Genomic DNA, 16,577 nt, shown 5'->3' on the forward strand with positions numbered 1-16,577 from the left:
TGTGGACGAGGTGTTTACGTGATAAACGTGATTATGAAATTTTTACAATTTTGACAAACATTTCTCCGCCAGGTGTTTGAACGGTTACTTTGTCGTCTACTTGTTTACCTAAAAGGCTTTTTGCAATCGGTGAATCGTTTGAAATCTTGCCTTCAAACGGATCAGCTTCTGCACTTCCCACAATTGTGTAAGACTCTTCTTCGCCGTCTGGTAATTCAACGAATGTCACCGTTTTACCAAGTGAAACAACATTTGAATTTCCTTCATCTTCGATAATTTTGGCATTACGAATCATATTATCAAGCGTTGTAATACGGCCTTCTACAAACGCCTGCTCTTCTTTAGCAGAATCATATTCCGAGTTTTCAGAGAGGTCTCCAAAACTTCTAGCGATTTTAATACGCTCTACAACCTCTTTACGTTTAACCGTTTTCAAATGTTCAAGTTCTTCTTCTAATTTACGCTTTCCTTCTTCTGTCATTGGAAATACTTTCTCTTGTGCCATGAATCATTCACTCCTTCTATTAATCCTCATCATACAAACTTTCTGCACGTGAGTGACGACTGAAATATACAAGAATGAGGACATGTTCAGGCCCTCATTCCTTCTGTCCCATATTCGTAAAAGTCCATCTTACATGGCGTCCCTTTTAGATGCAACTATTATGCCTTTTATTAGACAGGACCACTCCGCAGCGGTCTAAAATCGCACAAACTGTGGAAAGGCACAGGAAGCTCCTGTACCTCGTTCGGCCATTTCGATCATATGTAGAAGAATAGCTTACCCATTCTCCATCTTCCAATACATAATATGGTCAGTGTACGATATGTCTATGCTATATTATTACAAAATTGCGTTTTGATCAAGAATTGTTTGAAAATTTGTGATGATTTGTTTGTCGTTTTTTTAATATACTTTTTCAACTTCATTCTTTCGCTATGTGGTAGTGATTTCTCCATCTCTTCTTTTCTTCATTGTTTTCTTATCATATCAAACCCTCAAGATTTTTTCCGAGAATGCTGCTTTCATAAAAGTTCACATATTATTAACAAATATTAACAAGGAAATATTTGGTTTTTGTTGAATTCTATCAATGCAAGACCAAATATATGCTAGGGAGTGTTTTAAATGAACATGAAGAAAACAATTGTTTCTGTTCTATCCATCTCTACCTTATCTTTTTCACTAATGGGCATGGCTTCAGCCAAAGAAACAGCGGATTTCACAGTCAATCACAGTTCTTCTGGATTTCAAACTTTAGATGTGATTTCGATTCAAGATTACAGTTTACCTTTAAGAGTTGGTGAGCGGTACTCGGTCTATGATTCTGCAGCTACACGTTATTGGACAGATAACCAGAGTGTAGCTTCTGTTAGCTCTAGTGGACTAGTGACCGCTCATTCAACTGGTAAAGCCACGATCACTCTTTATAAAGGATCGTCTATCTTAGGACAAGTTTTCGTGACTGTTTATTAATATGATGCTGAAAAGACCTTTACACTGTAAAGGTCTTTTTCTTCTCTACCTATTACTCTGCACGGTTTTGAAGAATGGTTTGAATTTTTGTGACCATTAAGTCTATCGCCACATGGTTTTGGCCGCCTTCTGGGATGATGATATCGGCGTATCGTTTTGTTGGTTCAATGAATTGATTATGCATCGGTCTGACAACAGATACATATTGTTCGATCACAGAGTCGATCGACCGGCCTCTTTCCTTCGTATCGCGTAAAATGCGGCGGATGATGCGAAGGTCTGCATCTGTATCGACATACAGTTTAATATCCATTAAGTCTCTCAAACGTTCATCTTCGAGCGCAAAGATACCTTCAACGATAATGACATCCTTCGGCTCAACATGAACAGTCTCTTCTGAACGTGTGTTCAGTTTAAAATCATATATTGGTTTTTCAATGGATTCGTACCTTAAGAGCTGTTCCAAATGCTCAAACATCAGGTCATTGTCGAATGCAAGCGGATGATCATAGTTCGTGAGCAGGCGCTCTTCAAATGGCATATGACTTTGATTTTTGTAATATAAATCTTGCTGAAGCATGAGGATGGAATGTCCTTTAAATTTTTCATAAATCGAATTGGTGACGCTCGTTTTACCTGAACCCGAGCCGCCAGCAATACCAATGACAACTGGTTTACTCCTCATGTGGCTGTTATTTCCCCTTTCTCATCATGTTGCTAGGGTATACTTTTTGATCAAGCTTGAATTTGACGATTTGCAGCGGATGACGAGCGGCATCTAGTTCATTTCCTTTTTCATCCCAAATCGTCTCAATTTTGCATGTGAAATTCTCAATTTCTGGTCCGAAGAATTCGACTTCGTCGCCTTGCTTAAAGAAGTTACGCTGCTGCAATGTCACGATTTGTTCTTTTTCATCATAATGAAGAACAAGACCTGCGAAATCAAATGTCGTTTTCTTTCCATGGATGCCAAACATTTGTTCATCGGTTCCTGGTACGCCTTCAAAAAAGGCTGGTGCTGTGTCACGGTTTGCACATTTATCTAATTCATCTAACCATTCCTGCTGAATGACAAAATTGTCTGGATCAGCACAATACGCATCAATGACTTTACGATACACACTGACAACAGTGGCAACATAATGAATGGATTTCATCCGTCCTTCGATTTTTAAGCTGTCAATTCCCATTTCGATCATTTGAGGAATGGATTCAACAAGCTTCAAATCTTTTGGACTCATCGCAAATGGTGCATCTTCTTCACCAAATAATGGTGCTTCCTCAGAACCTTCTAGTTTATAAAGATCATAATCCCAGCGGCAGGACTGGCAGCAGCCTCCGCGGTTAGAATCTCTTGCCGTCATATGGTTACTGAGCACGCAGCGGCCAGAGTATGCGATACACATCGCACCATGAATAAAAGTTTCAATTTCAATATCGACTTTTTCCTTCATTTCTCTAATTTCTAGCGCACTTGTTTCACGTGCAAGCACCACACGCTCAAGCCCTTCTTCCTTCCAAAATTGAACAGCTTTCCAATTTGAAAGAGATTGCTGTGTGCTTAAATGGACTTCAAGCTTTGGTGCAACACGTTTACATGTTTCAATGATCAGTGGATCAGCTACGATAATGCCTGCAACTCCAGCGCCTTCAATCCCTTGAAGGTATTCCTCCAGCCCGTCCATGTTTTCATTGTGGGCGAAGATATTCGTTGTCACATAAATGCGTGCGCCATATTTGTTTGCAAATGCGACGCCCTCTGCCATTTCTTCAATTGAAAAGTTATCTGCATTAGAGCGAAGCCCGAATTCTTTCCCGCCAATAAAAACAGCGTCAGCTCCATAATGTACAGCAATTTTCAGCTTTTCCAAGTTTCCTGCGGGTGCAAGCAGTTCTGGTTTTTTTGTAATGACACGTTTCCCATCAATCATTTCAGAAATACCATCTTTCAATAATGCCATTTCCTCTGCCTCCTCTTATATTAATAAACCGTTTCTTTAAAGAAGAATCCTGTATCAATCGAACGATTCACTGGCTGAATCTCTTCAATTCGCTTCACCCAGTCCTCTTTCTGATCTTCATACGCGTCTTTGTCAGTCGTTAGTAAATCAATTGCTTTTCTATAAAGTGATGTCACCTCTGTCATATAAGAAAGTGACTTTAAAATTCCGTCAATTTTAAATGAGTCAATGCCTGCGTCAACAAACTCTTCTAATTCGTCAATCATACACACATCATTTGGACTCATAATATGTGTCCCGTTTGCATCCTCGAAAATAGGGTATTTGTTTTGACGCTCTTGGTCATGCAGGAATAGCCCTTCCTCCATATGTCTGCCTACGACATCCATTTGTTTGCCCTGGTATTCAAAGTAGTTGCCGATGAGCGTACGTTTTGATTGAAACATACATGTCATGCCATGGACTTGAATTTCAATCTCCACTTCAGCATTTTCTTTGATGTCGATCACACTGTCCATATTCAGCTCTTTTGCAAGAACAGCACGTGATGCGCCTTTTCTACCCCAGTAGTTACAAGTGTAATAGTTTGTCCCAGTCGTTTCTGTACTCCAGTGAAGATTCAGGTTCACTCCTGTTTCTTTTGCCGCCATAATTACGGCTGGGTCTCCAAAGACGACACCGTCCACGTTTAATGAATCGAGAAAAGTTAAATAATCTCCAAGCAGCTGCACGCGGTCATTATGAAAAATTGCATTCATCGCCACATACACTTTTTTGTGATGGGCATGTGCAAGCTCAACCGTTTGTTTCACATCTTCTCTTGAAAACTCACCCGCAAGACGAATACCGTATGTTTGTTCGCCTATTATGAATGCATCAGCTCCTGCCTCAATTAATGGCATGACGTCTGACACGCTGCTTGGCGTTACAAGCAATTCTGGTTTCTTCATGATTGGTCACCTCTTTTTGTACTAATGGCGATCCCGTCTCCAACTGGAATAATGCACGTTTGGAAATCAGGGTTTGACATGAGCCATTGATTGTATCGATCAATTTTTCCAATTAATTGTTTTTTTCGTTTATCTTCAATTTCTTCTTCATAATTCGTTGCCACTAAGCCTTTGAATAATACATTGTCTGTAATAATCATTCCGTCATGAGCAAGCATCGGTTCAAACAATTCAAAAAAACGCTTGTACTGCCCTTTTGCAGCATCAATAAAAATCACATCATAGGGCGCCATCGTTTGGACCGTTTTAGCCGATTCCATCGCATCACCAAAAAACACGTGTATTCTTTCTTTTAACTTTAATTCCTCAATGTTCCGTGTCGCTTCTTCATAGCGCTTTGCATTTCGCTCAATCGTATAAATCTCAGCATCTGGCAGAGCTGTTGCCATTCGAATGGCGGAATAGCCAATCGCTGTCCCAACCTCAAGAATTTTCTTCGGCTTTTTCATCGAAAGAAGCTGCAGTAAAAGCTCGATGCTCACCTTTTCCATAATTGGCACATGATGCTCTTTTGCATATATCTCTAATTGAGCGATCGCATCAGGACTTGGGTGAATTAAATGTTCAATATAATCATTTATTCGATCATCTTCGATAGTCATTATCTGTCTAGCTCCTTCATGACCTGAAAAAGAAGAGTCCTGCCTATTGCAGCTCTCTTTCTCGTCAATCTTTCGTTCATCTAAGTAAAAACAACCCGATATATTTTACCACAAAGAAGTGGTAATTGCGAACCTATAAAATGGATATTCCAACGAAAAAAACTGCAGGCAATCTCGTATTGTCTACAGTCTTTTTCGATTCACTTGTACGTTAATTGCTGCCTGTGATGTATTTCGCTTTTGCTTTATTATGCTCATTTAACGTTTTCGTAAATACGACTTCTCCATTTTTCTTCGCAAGGAAGTAAACGTAATCTGTTTTCTCTGGATGCAGTGCGGCTTTCCAAGAGGATTCACCAGCATTTGCAATAGGTCCAGGCGGCAGCCCTTTGTTGTTATACGTGTTATAAGGAGATTTCACTTTTAGGTCTTTGTAATACACGCGGGATTTATGCTCACCAAGTGCATAAAGAACGGTTGGATCAGTTTGAAGCGGCATGTCCTTTTTCAACCGGTTATAGAATACACTTGAGATTTTTGCCCGATCTGTCTTTTCTGTTGCTTCCATTTCAATGAGTGATGCCATCGTTAACACATCATGTATGGACATGTTTCTCTTTTTCATGTCTTTTTCATACGTTTTCACGTATTGATCTGTTTGTTTAATCATCGTTTCAATGATCGTTTCAAGTGATTCATCCTCACGATAAAATGGATACGTAGCAGGGAATAAGTAACCCTCTAACGGATGTTTCACCTGTTTCCCATTCACTTGTGATGTCACAGTTTTCGGATATTTTTTCATTAGTGTTTGAATAAAAGCAGGATCATCCAGCTTTGCTTCAACTTCCTTCGCTGAAAAATTCGTCTGATTTGCAATAATGGCTGCAATATCAGATAGCTGTCTTCCCTCTGGAATCACAAGCTGAAAGGCGTAATCAGTCCCGCCAGATGTCAGCTTTTTGATCAGCGTGTCTGCGTCCATTGTTTGTTTCAAATGAAAATAACCCGCTTTAAAGCCGGACGCATTTTTGTATTTTGCATAATACGTGAAAATCGTGTCATTCGAAATGAGCCCATTTTCTTTTAAAATGCCCGCAATTTCGCGCACAGATGTCCCATTTGGAATATGAATATTAATCGTTTGTTTACTTTTTTGATCGACCGGTCCAAGTGCTGATTTAACATATAAAAAGCCTGATAATGCTGCAATGATGATGACAGCAAGGACAGATAACAGGACGATCCCCATTTTTCTTTTGAAGAATGGTCGTTTCTTTTGTTCTGAAAACATGCATGGCCCTCCTCACATCTAGCTTTTATAGTACATGATTCGACGGAGTTCGGCAATTCCTTGCTCATGCATGTCATGACAAAACTTGCCACAAAACGGCTAAACCAACACCGCCACCGCTTCCAATAGCAGCCATGACATAGCTTCCATTCGGTAAGGTGTGCGCTTCATAAAATAATCTCACCATCATAGCAGCTCCTGACGCGCTGTATGGATGCCCAAGGCATAGTGCACCGCCTCTTCTATTGATCCGGTCATATGGTATCCCCAGCGTGCGGGCAATAAGTGCTGCTTTCAGCGCAAATGCTTCATTGATTTCAAAAAGCGCCACTTCCTCTGCCTTGATGTTCTCTTGATGTAAAAGTTTCTTGATCGCATCAATCGGTGAAGCAGCTGGAAAATGAGGATGTATCGCTGTCACAGCACTTCCGGCATACCGCAGCATCGCCTTACATCCACTTGCTTCCGCTAACGATCTTTCCATCACAGCGACAGCAGCTGCTCCGTCTGCTTCCTTACAGCTATTGGCGGTGGTCACAGTTCCTTTCCCCGGCAAAAATACAGGTTTTGCCCGCTTGATCAGCTTTGTCATCGGTCTTATTTTAGCAGCTGCTTGATCTATACTCAGCCCGTCAACCGAAACGATTTCATCTGCATATGTACCATGTTTGAAGGCGGCTAAACTTCTTTCCCAGCTTAAAAGGGCATAGTCATCTTGTTCTTTTCTTGTAACAGAAAATGCCGACGCGGTCAGCTCTGCTGCTTCTCCCATATGCGGATCTCCTATCCACTCCGGTGAAAAGCGGGCTCTTTCTTTCATTGGTGATCTGGAAATGCTCTCAGTCCCGCCAGCGATATACATCGCGCCCTCCCCCGATTGAACCATGATGCAAGCTGTTCGGATCGCTTCAAGACCAGAGGCACATTGCCTGTCAATCGTCATACCGGGAACGTGCAAAGGAAGCCCTGCTTCTAATGAGGACAGACGGGCCATATTTCCACCGCCTCCGACGACATTGCCTAATATGACGTCATCCGGTGTCATGTCCTGAGACAAATGCCGAATAAGGGGAGCGGCTAATTGCTCTGGGCGATAATTTTTCAACATCCCATTTTTGTCACCGAAGGGTGTTCGTTTTGCTTGTACGATCACCGCTTGCATGACAATTGCTCCTCCGCCCACCTTTTCATGCTCACGCGGGCAATTTTCCCGCCGGATGTTTCCATCATTTGATCAATCACAAGCCATTTTTTTGGTACCTTGTAGGCCGCAAGCTTTTCTTTAACAGCTTGTTGAACCACCTTTATTTGCTGCACTTGCTCCAGTATGGCAACAGGGATTTCACCCCAATATGGGTCAGGAACGCCCACCACAATCGACCGCTTCACCTCTGGCTGTTCATTTAGCACACGCTCAATTTCCTCTGGGAAAATATTCAGACCTCCATAGACGATCATGCCATTCTCACGACCGCTCATATACAGATAACCGTCTTCATCCAGCCATCCCATATCGTAAACTGTCAGCCACTCCTGCGGCGGTTTCTCCTCATGTAAGTAACCTGAAAAAGTCATTGGGCTCTTTACATAAATCCTCCCTGTTTCATTTGGCTGACAGACAGATTGATCGGGCCGCCTTACTTCAACTTGAATGGAGGAAAAAGGCCGTCCAACAGAAGAAGGTTTTTGCAGAAAGTCATTTGAAGACAAATAAGAGACAAAACTTAACTCTGATGTGCCATAAAAATCAAAAAAAGTGATATGTGGATAGTTGGAGACGAGCTGTTCTTTTGACGAGATGCTCCAATCTGCTCCCGATGACATGACAAGAAGCGGATTGTCTCCTTTAAAAGCATCGATTTGCAGTAACGTTTCTGTCATTGTTGGGACAGTATACATCACGGTGATATCACCTGTCTCTAAGGCTTGCTTCGCTTTTCCTGGCACAAATTTTTCTAAAAGCGTCACTGTGCCGCCAAAGTATAATGTACTGATAGCACCATATAAAAAGTGAGAGGATAAGAGTGTACCTAATATAAGAGCATGATCTTGATGAGTGATTCCAAATGAAGCGGCGGTCATTCGAAAGCTCTCGATCCATGACTGCTGACGCCTAATAAAGGCTTTTGGTGAGCCTGTTGAACCTGACGTAAATCCCATATAAAAGACTGGGTCCTTCTCGGTATCGCAGGTGTTATAAGGACTGTTGTCTGTGAGAAGGCTGATTCTATCCTTCCATTCAGATAAAGAAAGAATCGGCATGTCCACGCTTCCCTGTTCAAATCTTTTCATCAATCGATCCTCTATAATGGCGAGATCCGCCTCACTTAACAAGAGCTTTTCTACACATTCTTCATGACTCCATCTCGGATCAAGCGGAACGGCTGTCCACCCTGCACAAACAGCGCCCGCAAATATTTGAAGAAAAGAAGCACCATTTGATAATAAAAAAGCGATTCTTTTTTGCTGATGAGCCGTTCCTTGTAACCACTGTGCCGCTCTCTGCACACGTTCATACCAATCTTCATATGTAATGCTTTCTTGCTCATCTATGATGGCAATCTGATCTCGTTTCATTTCTGCATGTACTGCATAGCTATCCGTTATTCTGTTCAAACTGCACGCCTCCCTTTATGCAGATCCCTTTTTCGATATGACATGGCCTGTATGATTTTGACCGTAAAGAAAGCGCACATTCCCGCTTTGATGAGATCACCTGGAAGATAAATCAGACTAAGAAAAGCGGCCTGTGACACCTTAATATGCATCATCATGGCTTGAAAAGGAATACCGCACATATACAAAATCACAATACTGCAAACCGCATAGATCACAAAAAGACGCAGTGCGGTTACTTTTTTCAGCCGGTTCACCCATAAGCTGATCATGAAGGCAGCAACAGGATAAGCAAGAAGAAAACCACCGCTTGGACCAAAAAAGACCCCTATCCCGCCTCTCCCACCTGACAAAAGAGGTGCGCCTGCTGCCACAACCAAAAGAAAAAGACATAAACTGATCAATGCTTGTTTTGGCTTTAACAGCCCCCCAGCAAGCAAAAGACCTGCGGTTTGCAATGTAATCGGTACAGGTGTAAATGTCAGTAAAATCGGCGGGATCAAGCCTAACATCCCGATGACTGCTGTCATTAACGCTATTTGCATCATATCTTGAATTCTCAATCTTCATGCCCCTCACTCAATTTATTGTTAAAAATAGAGTAAAAGGTACAGTTCATTATGTCAACATGAAATAAATCTAAGTTAACATAATGATCGTAAAAAAAGACCTGTGAAGAAAGATCAAGAAGATCTGTTCACAGGCCTTTTATTCGTTCTATTCTTCGTCTTCTTGATCTAAGAACGTGTTTAACGTTTCTTCAATCATGTCCCACTCTTCATCAGTTTCAATCGGCTCTAGCTCGCCATCTTCACCGTCTTCGTTCGGTGTGAAGCTTGATGCATGAATTTCAATTTCCTCATTGTCTTGCTCAGAAATTGGGTAGTAAAGAACATAAGATTTGTTAAAATGGTCGCTTTCAAAAGTAAATAGTACTTCGCAAAGCTGTTCATTTCCATTATCATCAACGATTGTAATTTGCTTTTCTCCGTGTTCCATTTGATTCACCTCATTTTAATTTAAGCTGTCTAAATATCCTTGCAGGATCATGACAGCCGCCATTTTATCAATGACTTTTTTACGCTTTTGTCTGCTCACATCTGCAGAGATGAGCATTTTTTCCGCTGCCATTGTTGACAGACGCTCGTCCCAAAGCACAACAGGAACATTGTACGTGTTTTCTAGCACTTTCGCAAATGATTGGCTGGCTTCGCCTCTAGGACCGACCGTGCCGTTCATATTTTTTGGAAAGCCAAGTACAATTTTATCCGCTCCATATTCTGCAACAATCTCAGACAGGCGGCTGAGACCAAAGTCTCCGCCTGCTTCATCAATTTTAATTGTTTCAATCCCTTGCGCTGTCCATCCCATTTCATCACTGATCGCAACACCAAGGGTTTTCGTGCCTAAATCTAAGCCTAAAATTCTCATGTTTTACGCCTCTTTATGTGTCTCTAAGTACGATTTAACCAATTCCTCAATTAATTCGTCTCGTTCTAGTTTACGAATTAGGTTGCGTGCATCCTGATGTCTTGGAATATAAGCAGGGTCGCCTGACAGCAAGTATCCGACAATTTGATTGATCGGGTTGTATCCTTTTTCTTGGAGTGCGTCATGAACTGTAATGAGCACTTCATTCACATTGGTTTCAGCTGAATCATCAGAGAAGTTAAACTTCATTGTCTTATCAAATGAACTCACTGCTTCTTGCACCTCTCTTCCAACATTCTACTAGCAAGCTTTTTTCTAACCGCTCATCTAATACCATTATTCTACACTACATCGCCTGATTATAAAACGGATTTGACAGATTCTTCGACAGATGCCAGTGCTTCTTCAAGTTTTTCTGGTTGTTTTCCGCCTGCTTGTGCCATATCTGGACGTCCGCCTCCGCCTCCGCCGCAGATTTCAGCTGCCTGCTTCACAAGCTTCCCTGCATGCAGACCTTTTTCGATCACGTCTTTTGTCACTCCTGCTGAAATGTTTACTTTTCCGTTTTGAACGGCTCCCAGGACGATGACAGCTGATCCTAATTTAGCTTTCAAGTCATCAACCATTGTTCTTAAATGATTCATGTCTTTGGCGTTTACTTTTTGTGTTAAGACGTTCACTCCGCCAATTTCAGTCACTTTCTCTAAAATAGAGCCTGCTTCTGCTTGGCTTAATTTCGCAAGAAGAGATTCGTTTTCTCTTTGAACCTCTTTTAAATCCGCCTGTAATGAAGCGATTCGTTTTGGAACGTCCTTCGTATTTGACTTCAGCTCATTTGCTGCCTGTTCTAAAATCGCCAGCTGGTCATTTAATTCTTCATAGGCACCTTGACCAGTCACAGCTTCAATACGGCGTGTTCCAGCACCAATACCCGACTCAGACGCAATTTTAAACAAACCGATTTCCGCAGTGTTTTGCACGTGACAGCCGCCGCATAGCTCGATGCTGTAATCGCCGACTTGGACTACGCGGACAATATCGCCATACTTTTCGCCAAACAGCGCCATTGCGCCCATTTCTTTTGCTTCAGCAATTGGCTTCAGGTCAATCGCAACCGAAATGCCTTCCCAAATCTTTTCGTTCACGATTTTTTCAATTTGAGACAATTCTTCTTTCGTCACTTGTCCAAAGTGAGAGAAATCAAAACGAAGTCTGTTTTCATTCACCAATGACCCTGCTTGGTTCACGTGGCTGCCTAATACATCTTTTAGCGCCTGATGCAGAAGGTGTGTCGCTGTATGGTTTTTCACAATACCTTTTCGAAGAGCTGATTCCACTTCTGCAGTGACTTCGAGACCTTTTTGAGCCGTACCGCTTACGACGACTCCTTCATGGACATGCTGACCGTTTGGCGCTTTTTTCACATCTTTGATCTCAATGATGACTTCTGCACTTTTTAGTGTCCCTTTATCCGCTACTTGTCCGCCGCTTTCCGCATAAAATGGAGTTTCATCTAACAAGATTTGCACCGTGTCTCCTTCATGTGCTTCCGAGACAATTTCACCATTTTGAAGCAATTCAATGATACGGGCATCTGCTGTTAGATTTTCATAGCCAACGAAGGTGCTTTCTACTTTAATATCGCCTAGAGCGCCCCCTTGAACCTGCATACTGCCGACATCTTGTCTCGCATTTCTTGCTCGTTCACGCTGCTTCTCCATTTCCGCTTGGAAGCCTTCTCGATCAACTGTCATGTTCTCATCTTCTGCGTATTCTTCTGTTAGCTCGACAGGGAATCCATACGTATCATACAGCTTAAATACATCTTCACCTGAAATTTTTGAGCTGCCTTTGTCTCTTTCTTTTTTGATCACTTCTGACAAAATGGCTAACCCTTCGTTCAGTGTTTCGTGGAAACGTTCTTCTTCGTTTTTGATGACTTTCGCAATAAATTCTTCTTTTGCTTGTACATCTGGGTAGAAGTCTTTCATGATTTCAGCAACAACTGGCACTAAATCATACATAAACGGACGGTGGATATGGATCGTTTTTGCATAACGCACAGCACGGCGCAGCAAACGTCTTAATACATATCCGCGGCCTTCATTGGAAGGAAGCGCTCCGTCACTTACAGCAAAGGCAACTGTCCGGATGTGGTCAGCAATCACTTTGAATGCTGTATCCTTTTCCTTTGTTTCGCCATAGCTTTCTCCAGAGATCGTTTCGACTGCGCGAATAATTGGCATGAATAGGTCTGTATCGAAGTTCGTCGGCACATTTTGAATGACAGATACCATTCGTTCAAGACCCATCCCTGTATCAATGTTTTTCTTCGGCAGTGGTGTATATGTACCATCTGGATTATGGTTGAATTCAGAGAACACAAGGTTCCATACTTCTAAATAACGCTCGTTTTCCCCGCCTGGATATAATTCTGGATCGTTCATATCGTGACCGTATGATTCACCGCGGTCATAGAAAATTTCTGTATTTGGTCCGCTTGGGCCCTCGCCAATATCCCAGAAGTTGCCTTCAAGACGGATAATACGTTCTTCAGGCACACCAATTTTATCTCTCCAAAGGATATACGCTTCTTCGTCCTCTGGGTGGACTGTCACAGATAACAAATTCGGATCAAAGCCAATCCACTCGTCACTTGTGAGGAATTCCCACGCCCATTCAATGGCCTCTTCTTTAAAATAGTCACCAATAGAGAAGTTGCCAAGCATTTCAAAAAACGTGTGATGGCGTGCTGTCTTCCCTACATTTTCAATATCATTTGTACGAATCGATTTTTGCGCGTTGCAAATACGCGGATTTTCAGGTACGACGCGACCATCAAAGTATTTCTTTAATGTTGCTACACCACTGTTGATCCATAAAAGTGTCGGATCGTCATGCGGTACAAGAGACGCACTCGGTTCTACAGCATGTCCTTTTTCTTTAAAGAAGTCTAAAAACATTTGACGTACTTGAGCTGAAGTTAAAGTTTTCATTCAAAAATCCTCCCTTATCATTCATCAATCTCCACACAAACGAAAAAACATCCCGCCCTATGCAAGCACAAAACGACTTACACAGGGACGAGATGTTCTCGCGGTACCACCCTGATTATAGACAAATTCGTCTATCACCTTCACATCCGATAACGCCGGAAGAGAGCGGCAGTGTTTATCTGCACTCGGGACTAGCTTCCGTTAAAGGTCTGATAAGGCTTTTCTCAGCAAATAAAGCCTCTCTCTGCAACAGCTTTTTAACGTACTCGGGTCCGTCATTGAATTTCAATATGTATGAATCGAAATTATTATAGACAACTCGGCTCGTCTTGTCAATGAACGCTTCGTCTCATCAGGATATATTGCACAATGATCACCCTGATAATTGCAGCTGCTGGTACGGCTAAAATCATCCCAATTAAGCCAAACAGCTCTCCTCCTGCAAGCAAGACAAGCATAATGACTACAGGATGCATATGAAGACTTCGCCCTACAATGATTGGGCTGAGGACATTGCTCTCTAAAAATTGCAGCACCGCTACTGTGATCAGTACAATGATGACCGATTTCACCGAGATGGTAAACGCAATAAAGATGGCAGGAACTGCGCCAATAATCGGTCCAAAATAAGGAATCACGTTCGTTGCCCCTATCAGCATCCCAAGAACAAGCGGATACGGGATATGAAAAAGCCAGAGCACAATGGCTGCTGCACCCCCGATTAAAGAACAAACAAGCAGCTGTCCTCGAATATAATCACCAAGCGATTCATCCACTGCTTTGACAAAAGCTTTTCCCCTCTTTCTAAATGATGGCGGCGTTAAATACCATGCCGCCCGCTTCATCGTGTTCATATCCTTCACCATATAAAAAACAAGAAAAGGAATGAGTGCTGCGACTAATGCGTAATCAAATAAAACCTTACAGCTAAGAATCATCCGCTCAGCACTATTGGCTGCATATGTCTCCGATTGAACAATGAAGCGGTCCAAGCGGTCGTGAAGTCCGTCAGGCCAGTGACTCGTATGACGATGAATATGTGATAAAGCGCCATTATAAGTTTCGGCGAGGACAGGAATTTGTTCTGACAGCTCATTTAACTGTGCGATCATCACAGGCGCTCCTTTATAAACCGCAAACCCAATCCCGCCAAAAAACAGGACATAGATGAGTAAGAGACTGACTGTTCTCGGCAGCCCTCGTGCATGCAGTCTTTCCACAATCGGATAAAGCAGATAAGAAATAAAAATGGCAATGAGAAGCGGAATGAGAACCGCCTTCAGCAATAAAAAAACAGGCATCCATAACTCGTCGAGCTGCAGTAAAATGAGCAAGGATGCAAGGACAAGCAGGATCCCTGCAGCATATATCAGAAATTGGATCGGACGTTTCTTCACCTTTTTCACCTCTTTTCTTATTGTTTAACCATCTTCTGCAATTATCCACGTAAATAAAATTTGTCCTAACTTTGTTAAAAATGAATACACATGAAACATACAGCTCCATCCAAAGTCACTATTTGCTGTAAAATCTCGTCAGAAAATATTCCATCATTTACTTCTTTTTACACAAGTTGTGCTAGAATCCACTTTAGCTTTAGCCAATGAAACACAAGAGGAGGTTCTTCATGATCACATTCGAAGAAGTCAACAAGCATTATGGCCAGTTCCATGTACTTAAGGACATTAACCTACATATTCAAAAAGGGGAGGTTGTTGTGATCATCGGTCCTTCAGGATCTGGTAAAAGTACGATGCTCAGGTGTATCAATCGTCTTGAAAGCATTGATGCGGGAAAAGTTCTCGTCAACCAAGTGTCTGTTCAGCATCCGAAGACCAACATCAATCTTGTCAGGCAAAATATCGGAATGGTCTTTCAGCATTTCCACCTCTATCCGCATAAGACGGTGCTTGAAAACATTATGCTTGCGCCGATGAAGGTCAAAAAAGTGAGCAAGGAAGAAGCAAAGGAAACAGCTGAATTTTATTTAAATAAAGTCGGCATTCCTGAAAAAGCAGACACCTACCCTTCACGACTCTCAGGCGGACAGCAGCAGCGCGTTGCCATTGCAAGAGGGCTTGCGATGAAACCAGAGGTGATGCTTTTTGACGAACCGACATCTGCACTTGATCCAGAGATGATCGGCGAGGTATTAGATGTGATGAAGCAGCTGGCCCGTGAAGGCATGACCATGGTTGTTGTCACGCATGAGATGGGCTTTGCCCGTGAAGTGGCCGACCGCATTGTCTTTATTGATGAGGGCAGAATTCTTGAAGAATCAACACCGGCTGCATTTTATGAAAAACCGCAAGAGAAACGTGCTCAATTATTTTTAAGCCGTATTTTAAATCACTAGGGGGAATGGTTTAATGAAAAAAATGAAACGTTTTGGCATGCTGCTCTTTATGACTTGCTGCATCGCCGCTTTAGCTGCTTGTGGATCTACAGAAAAAGGCTCAACTGATGCAAAACAAGGAAGCTCATTAGAAGCCATTAAGAAAGACAAAAAAATCATTTTCGGTGTAAAAAATGACACACGGCTATTCGGTCTAAAAAATCCGAGCAGCGGGGATATTGAAGGATTTGATATTGATATTGCAAAAGCCATCACAAAGGAAATACTCGGCGATGAAGGAAAAGCAGAATTTAAGGAAGTGACATCTAAAACAAGAATTCCTTTGCTTCAAAAAGGGGATATCCATGCGATTGTAGCCACCATGACAATTACAGAAGAGCGTAAAAAAGAAGTCAATTTCTCAGATGTTTACTTTGAAGCAGGACAATCACTACTTGTGAAAAAAGGAAGCGACATTCAATCCATTGATGATCTTAAAAAAGGAACGAAGGTGCTGGCCGTGAAAGGATCTACTTCTTCTCAAAATATCCGTGAGAAAGCACCTGAAGTATCCGTATTAGAATTTGAGAACTATCAAGAGGCTTTTACAGCTTTAAAATCAAATCAAGGGCAAGTGCTGACAACTGATAATGCGATCTTATTTGGTATGGCAGATGAAGATTCAAATTATGAAGTGGTCGGCGGCACCTTTACAGATGAGCCTTATGGCATTGCTGTGAAAAAAGGGGATCAAGAATTAACTGATGCGATCAATAAAGCCTTAAAAACGTTAAAAGACAATGGTGAGTATGACAAAATTCTTAAAAAATGGATCAAAGAATAACATTTGATTGG

17 protein-coding genes and 1 other annotated feature are annotated in these 16,577 nt (G+C 41.9%); of the genes, 3 read left to right on the plus strand and 14 right to left on the minus strand.

Going from position 1 to position 16,577, the window contains the following annotated elements; genetic code table 11:
• Positions 1 to 31: 31 nt before the first annotated feature.
• Positions 32 to 505 (minus strand): transcription elongation factor GreA, encoded by a 474-nt coding sequence (gene greA / locus MHI46_RS12320; RefSeq protein ID WP_039180237.1) that lies wholly within the window; start codon positions 503 to 505, stop codon positions 32 to 34.
• A gap of 624 nt (positions 506 to 1,129) precedes the next feature.
• On the opposite strand from greA, the gene MHI46_RS12325 reads away from it, so the two are divergent.
• On the plus strand, positions 1,130 to 1,477 hold the full coding sequence (locus tag MHI46_RS12325; protein ID WP_059374687.1) for an Ig-like domain-containing protein: 348 nt from the start codon (positions 1,130 to 1,132) through the stop codon (positions 1,475 to 1,477).
• 52 nt (positions 1,478 to 1,529) lie between these two features.
• On the opposite strand, the gene udk is transcribed toward MHI46_RS12325, so the two are convergent.
• From udk to MHI46_RS12390, 13 genes are all read right to left on the minus strand, one after another.
• Positions 1,530 to 2,162, minus strand: coding sequence for a uridine kinase (gene udk / locus MHI46_RS12330; protein WP_024423106.1), 633 nt, complete (start codon positions 2,160 to 2,162; stop codon positions 1,530 to 1,532).
• A 7-nt stretch (positions 2,163 to 2,169) separates the two neighbouring features.
• Complete coding sequence (locus MHI46_RS12335) at positions 2,170 to 3,438, minus strand: U32 family peptidase (RefSeq protein WP_024423107.1); 1,269 nt, start codon at positions 3,436 to 3,438, stop codon at positions 2,170 to 2,172.
• A 20-nt stretch (positions 3,439 to 3,458) separates the two neighbouring features.
• Entirely contained in the window at positions 3,459 to 4,388 is a 930-nt protein-coding gene (locus MHI46_RS12340; RefSeq protein ID WP_260774456.1) for a peptidase U32 family protein, read from the minus strand.
• Complete coding sequence (locus tag MHI46_RS12345) at positions 4,385 to 5,050, minus strand: O-methyltransferase (RefSeq protein ID WP_039180249.1); 666 nt, start codon at positions 5,048 to 5,050, stop codon at positions 4,385 to 4,387. Before MHI46_RS12345 ends, MHI46_RS12340 begins: the two co-directional genes overlap by 4 nt.
• A 211-nt stretch (positions 5,051 to 5,261) precedes the next feature.
• Positions 5,262 to 6,344 carry an endolytic transglycosylase MltG gene (gene mltG, locus MHI46_RS12350; protein ID WP_039180252.1) on the minus strand — a complete coding sequence of 361 codons (1,083 nt, stop codon included), beginning with the start codon at positions 6,342 to 6,344 and terminating at the stop codon, positions 5,262 to 5,264.
• Positions 6,345 to 6,417: 73 nt separating this feature from the next.
• On the minus strand, positions 6,418 to 7,506 hold the full coding sequence (locus MHI46_RS12355) for an acetyl-CoA C-acyltransferase (protein ID WP_260774460.1): 1,089 nt from the start codon (positions 7,504 to 7,506) through the stop codon (positions 6,418 to 6,420).
• Complete coding sequence (locus tag MHI46_RS12360) at positions 7,494 to 8,960, minus strand: acyl-CoA synthetase (protein ID WP_342502832.1); 1,467 nt, start codon at positions 8,958 to 8,960, stop codon at positions 7,494 to 7,496. The genes MHI46_RS12355 and MHI46_RS12360 overlap by 13 nt, the downstream gene beginning before the upstream one ends.
• On the minus strand, positions 8,957 to 9,523 hold the full coding sequence (locus MHI46_RS12365; RefSeq protein ID WP_260774465.1) for a biotin transporter BioY: 567 nt from the start codon (positions 9,521 to 9,523) through the stop codon (positions 8,957 to 8,959). The genes MHI46_RS12360 and MHI46_RS12365 overlap by 4 nt, the downstream gene beginning before the upstream one ends.
• A gap of 154 nt (positions 9,524 to 9,677) precedes the next feature.
• Positions 9,678 to 9,959, minus strand: coding sequence for a DUF1292 domain-containing protein (locus tag MHI46_RS12370; protein WP_024423112.1), 282 nt, complete (start codon positions 9,957 to 9,959; stop codon positions 9,678 to 9,680).
• Positions 9,960 to 9,974: 15 nt separating this feature from the next.
• Positions 9,975 to 10,391 (minus strand): Holliday junction resolvase RuvX, encoded by a 417-nt coding sequence (gene ruvX, locus MHI46_RS12375; protein WP_034279935.1) that lies wholly within the window; start codon positions 10,389 to 10,391, stop codon positions 9,975 to 9,977.
• A 3-nt stretch (positions 10,392 to 10,394) separates the two neighbouring features.
• Positions 10,395 to 10,661: an IreB family regulatory phosphoprotein gene (locus MHI46_RS12380; protein ID WP_008358522.1), complete on the minus strand. Its 267-nt coding sequence runs from the start codon at positions 10,659 to 10,661 to the stop codon at positions 10,395 to 10,397.
• An 89-nt stretch (positions 10,662 to 10,750) separates the two neighbouring features.
• Entirely contained in the window at positions 10,751 to 13,387 is a 2,637-nt protein-coding gene (gene alaS / locus MHI46_RS12385) for an alanine--tRNA ligase (RefSeq protein ID WP_342502833.1), read from the minus strand.
• A gap of 80 nt (positions 13,388 to 13,467) precedes the next feature.
• Positions 13,468 to 13,675, minus strand: a binding site (T-box leader).
• Positions 13,676 to 13,719: 44 nt separating this feature from the next.
• On the minus strand, positions 13,720 to 14,784 hold the full coding sequence (locus tag MHI46_RS12390) for an AI-2E family transporter (protein WP_058839007.1): 1,065 nt from the start codon (positions 14,782 to 14,784) through the stop codon (positions 13,720 to 13,722).
• A gap of 230 nt (positions 14,785 to 15,014) precedes the next feature.
• Here MHI46_RS12390 and MHI46_RS12395 point away from each other — a divergent pair, with 230 nt between their 5' ends.
• The gene (locus MHI46_RS12395; protein ID WP_024423116.1) at positions 15,015 to 15,743 is read left to right on the plus strand and encodes an amino acid ABC transporter ATP-binding protein; all 729 of its coding nucleotides are present in this window, start codon (positions 15,015 to 15,017) and stop codon (positions 15,741 to 15,743) included.
• Positions 15,744 to 15,756: 13 nt separating this feature from the next.
• A complete protein-coding gene (locus MHI46_RS12400) occupies positions 15,757 to 16,566 on the plus strand; it encodes a transporter substrate-binding domain-containing protein (protein WP_058839006.1) in 810 nt (269 codons plus the stop codon).
• Positions 16,567 to 16,577 lie beyond the last annotated feature (11 nt).

It is taken from the genome of Bacillus sp. FSL K6-1000 (genome assembly GCF_038630785.1).
Taxonomy (GTDB): Bacteria; Bacillota; Bacilli; order Bacillales; family Bacillaceae; genus Bacillus; species Bacillus safensis.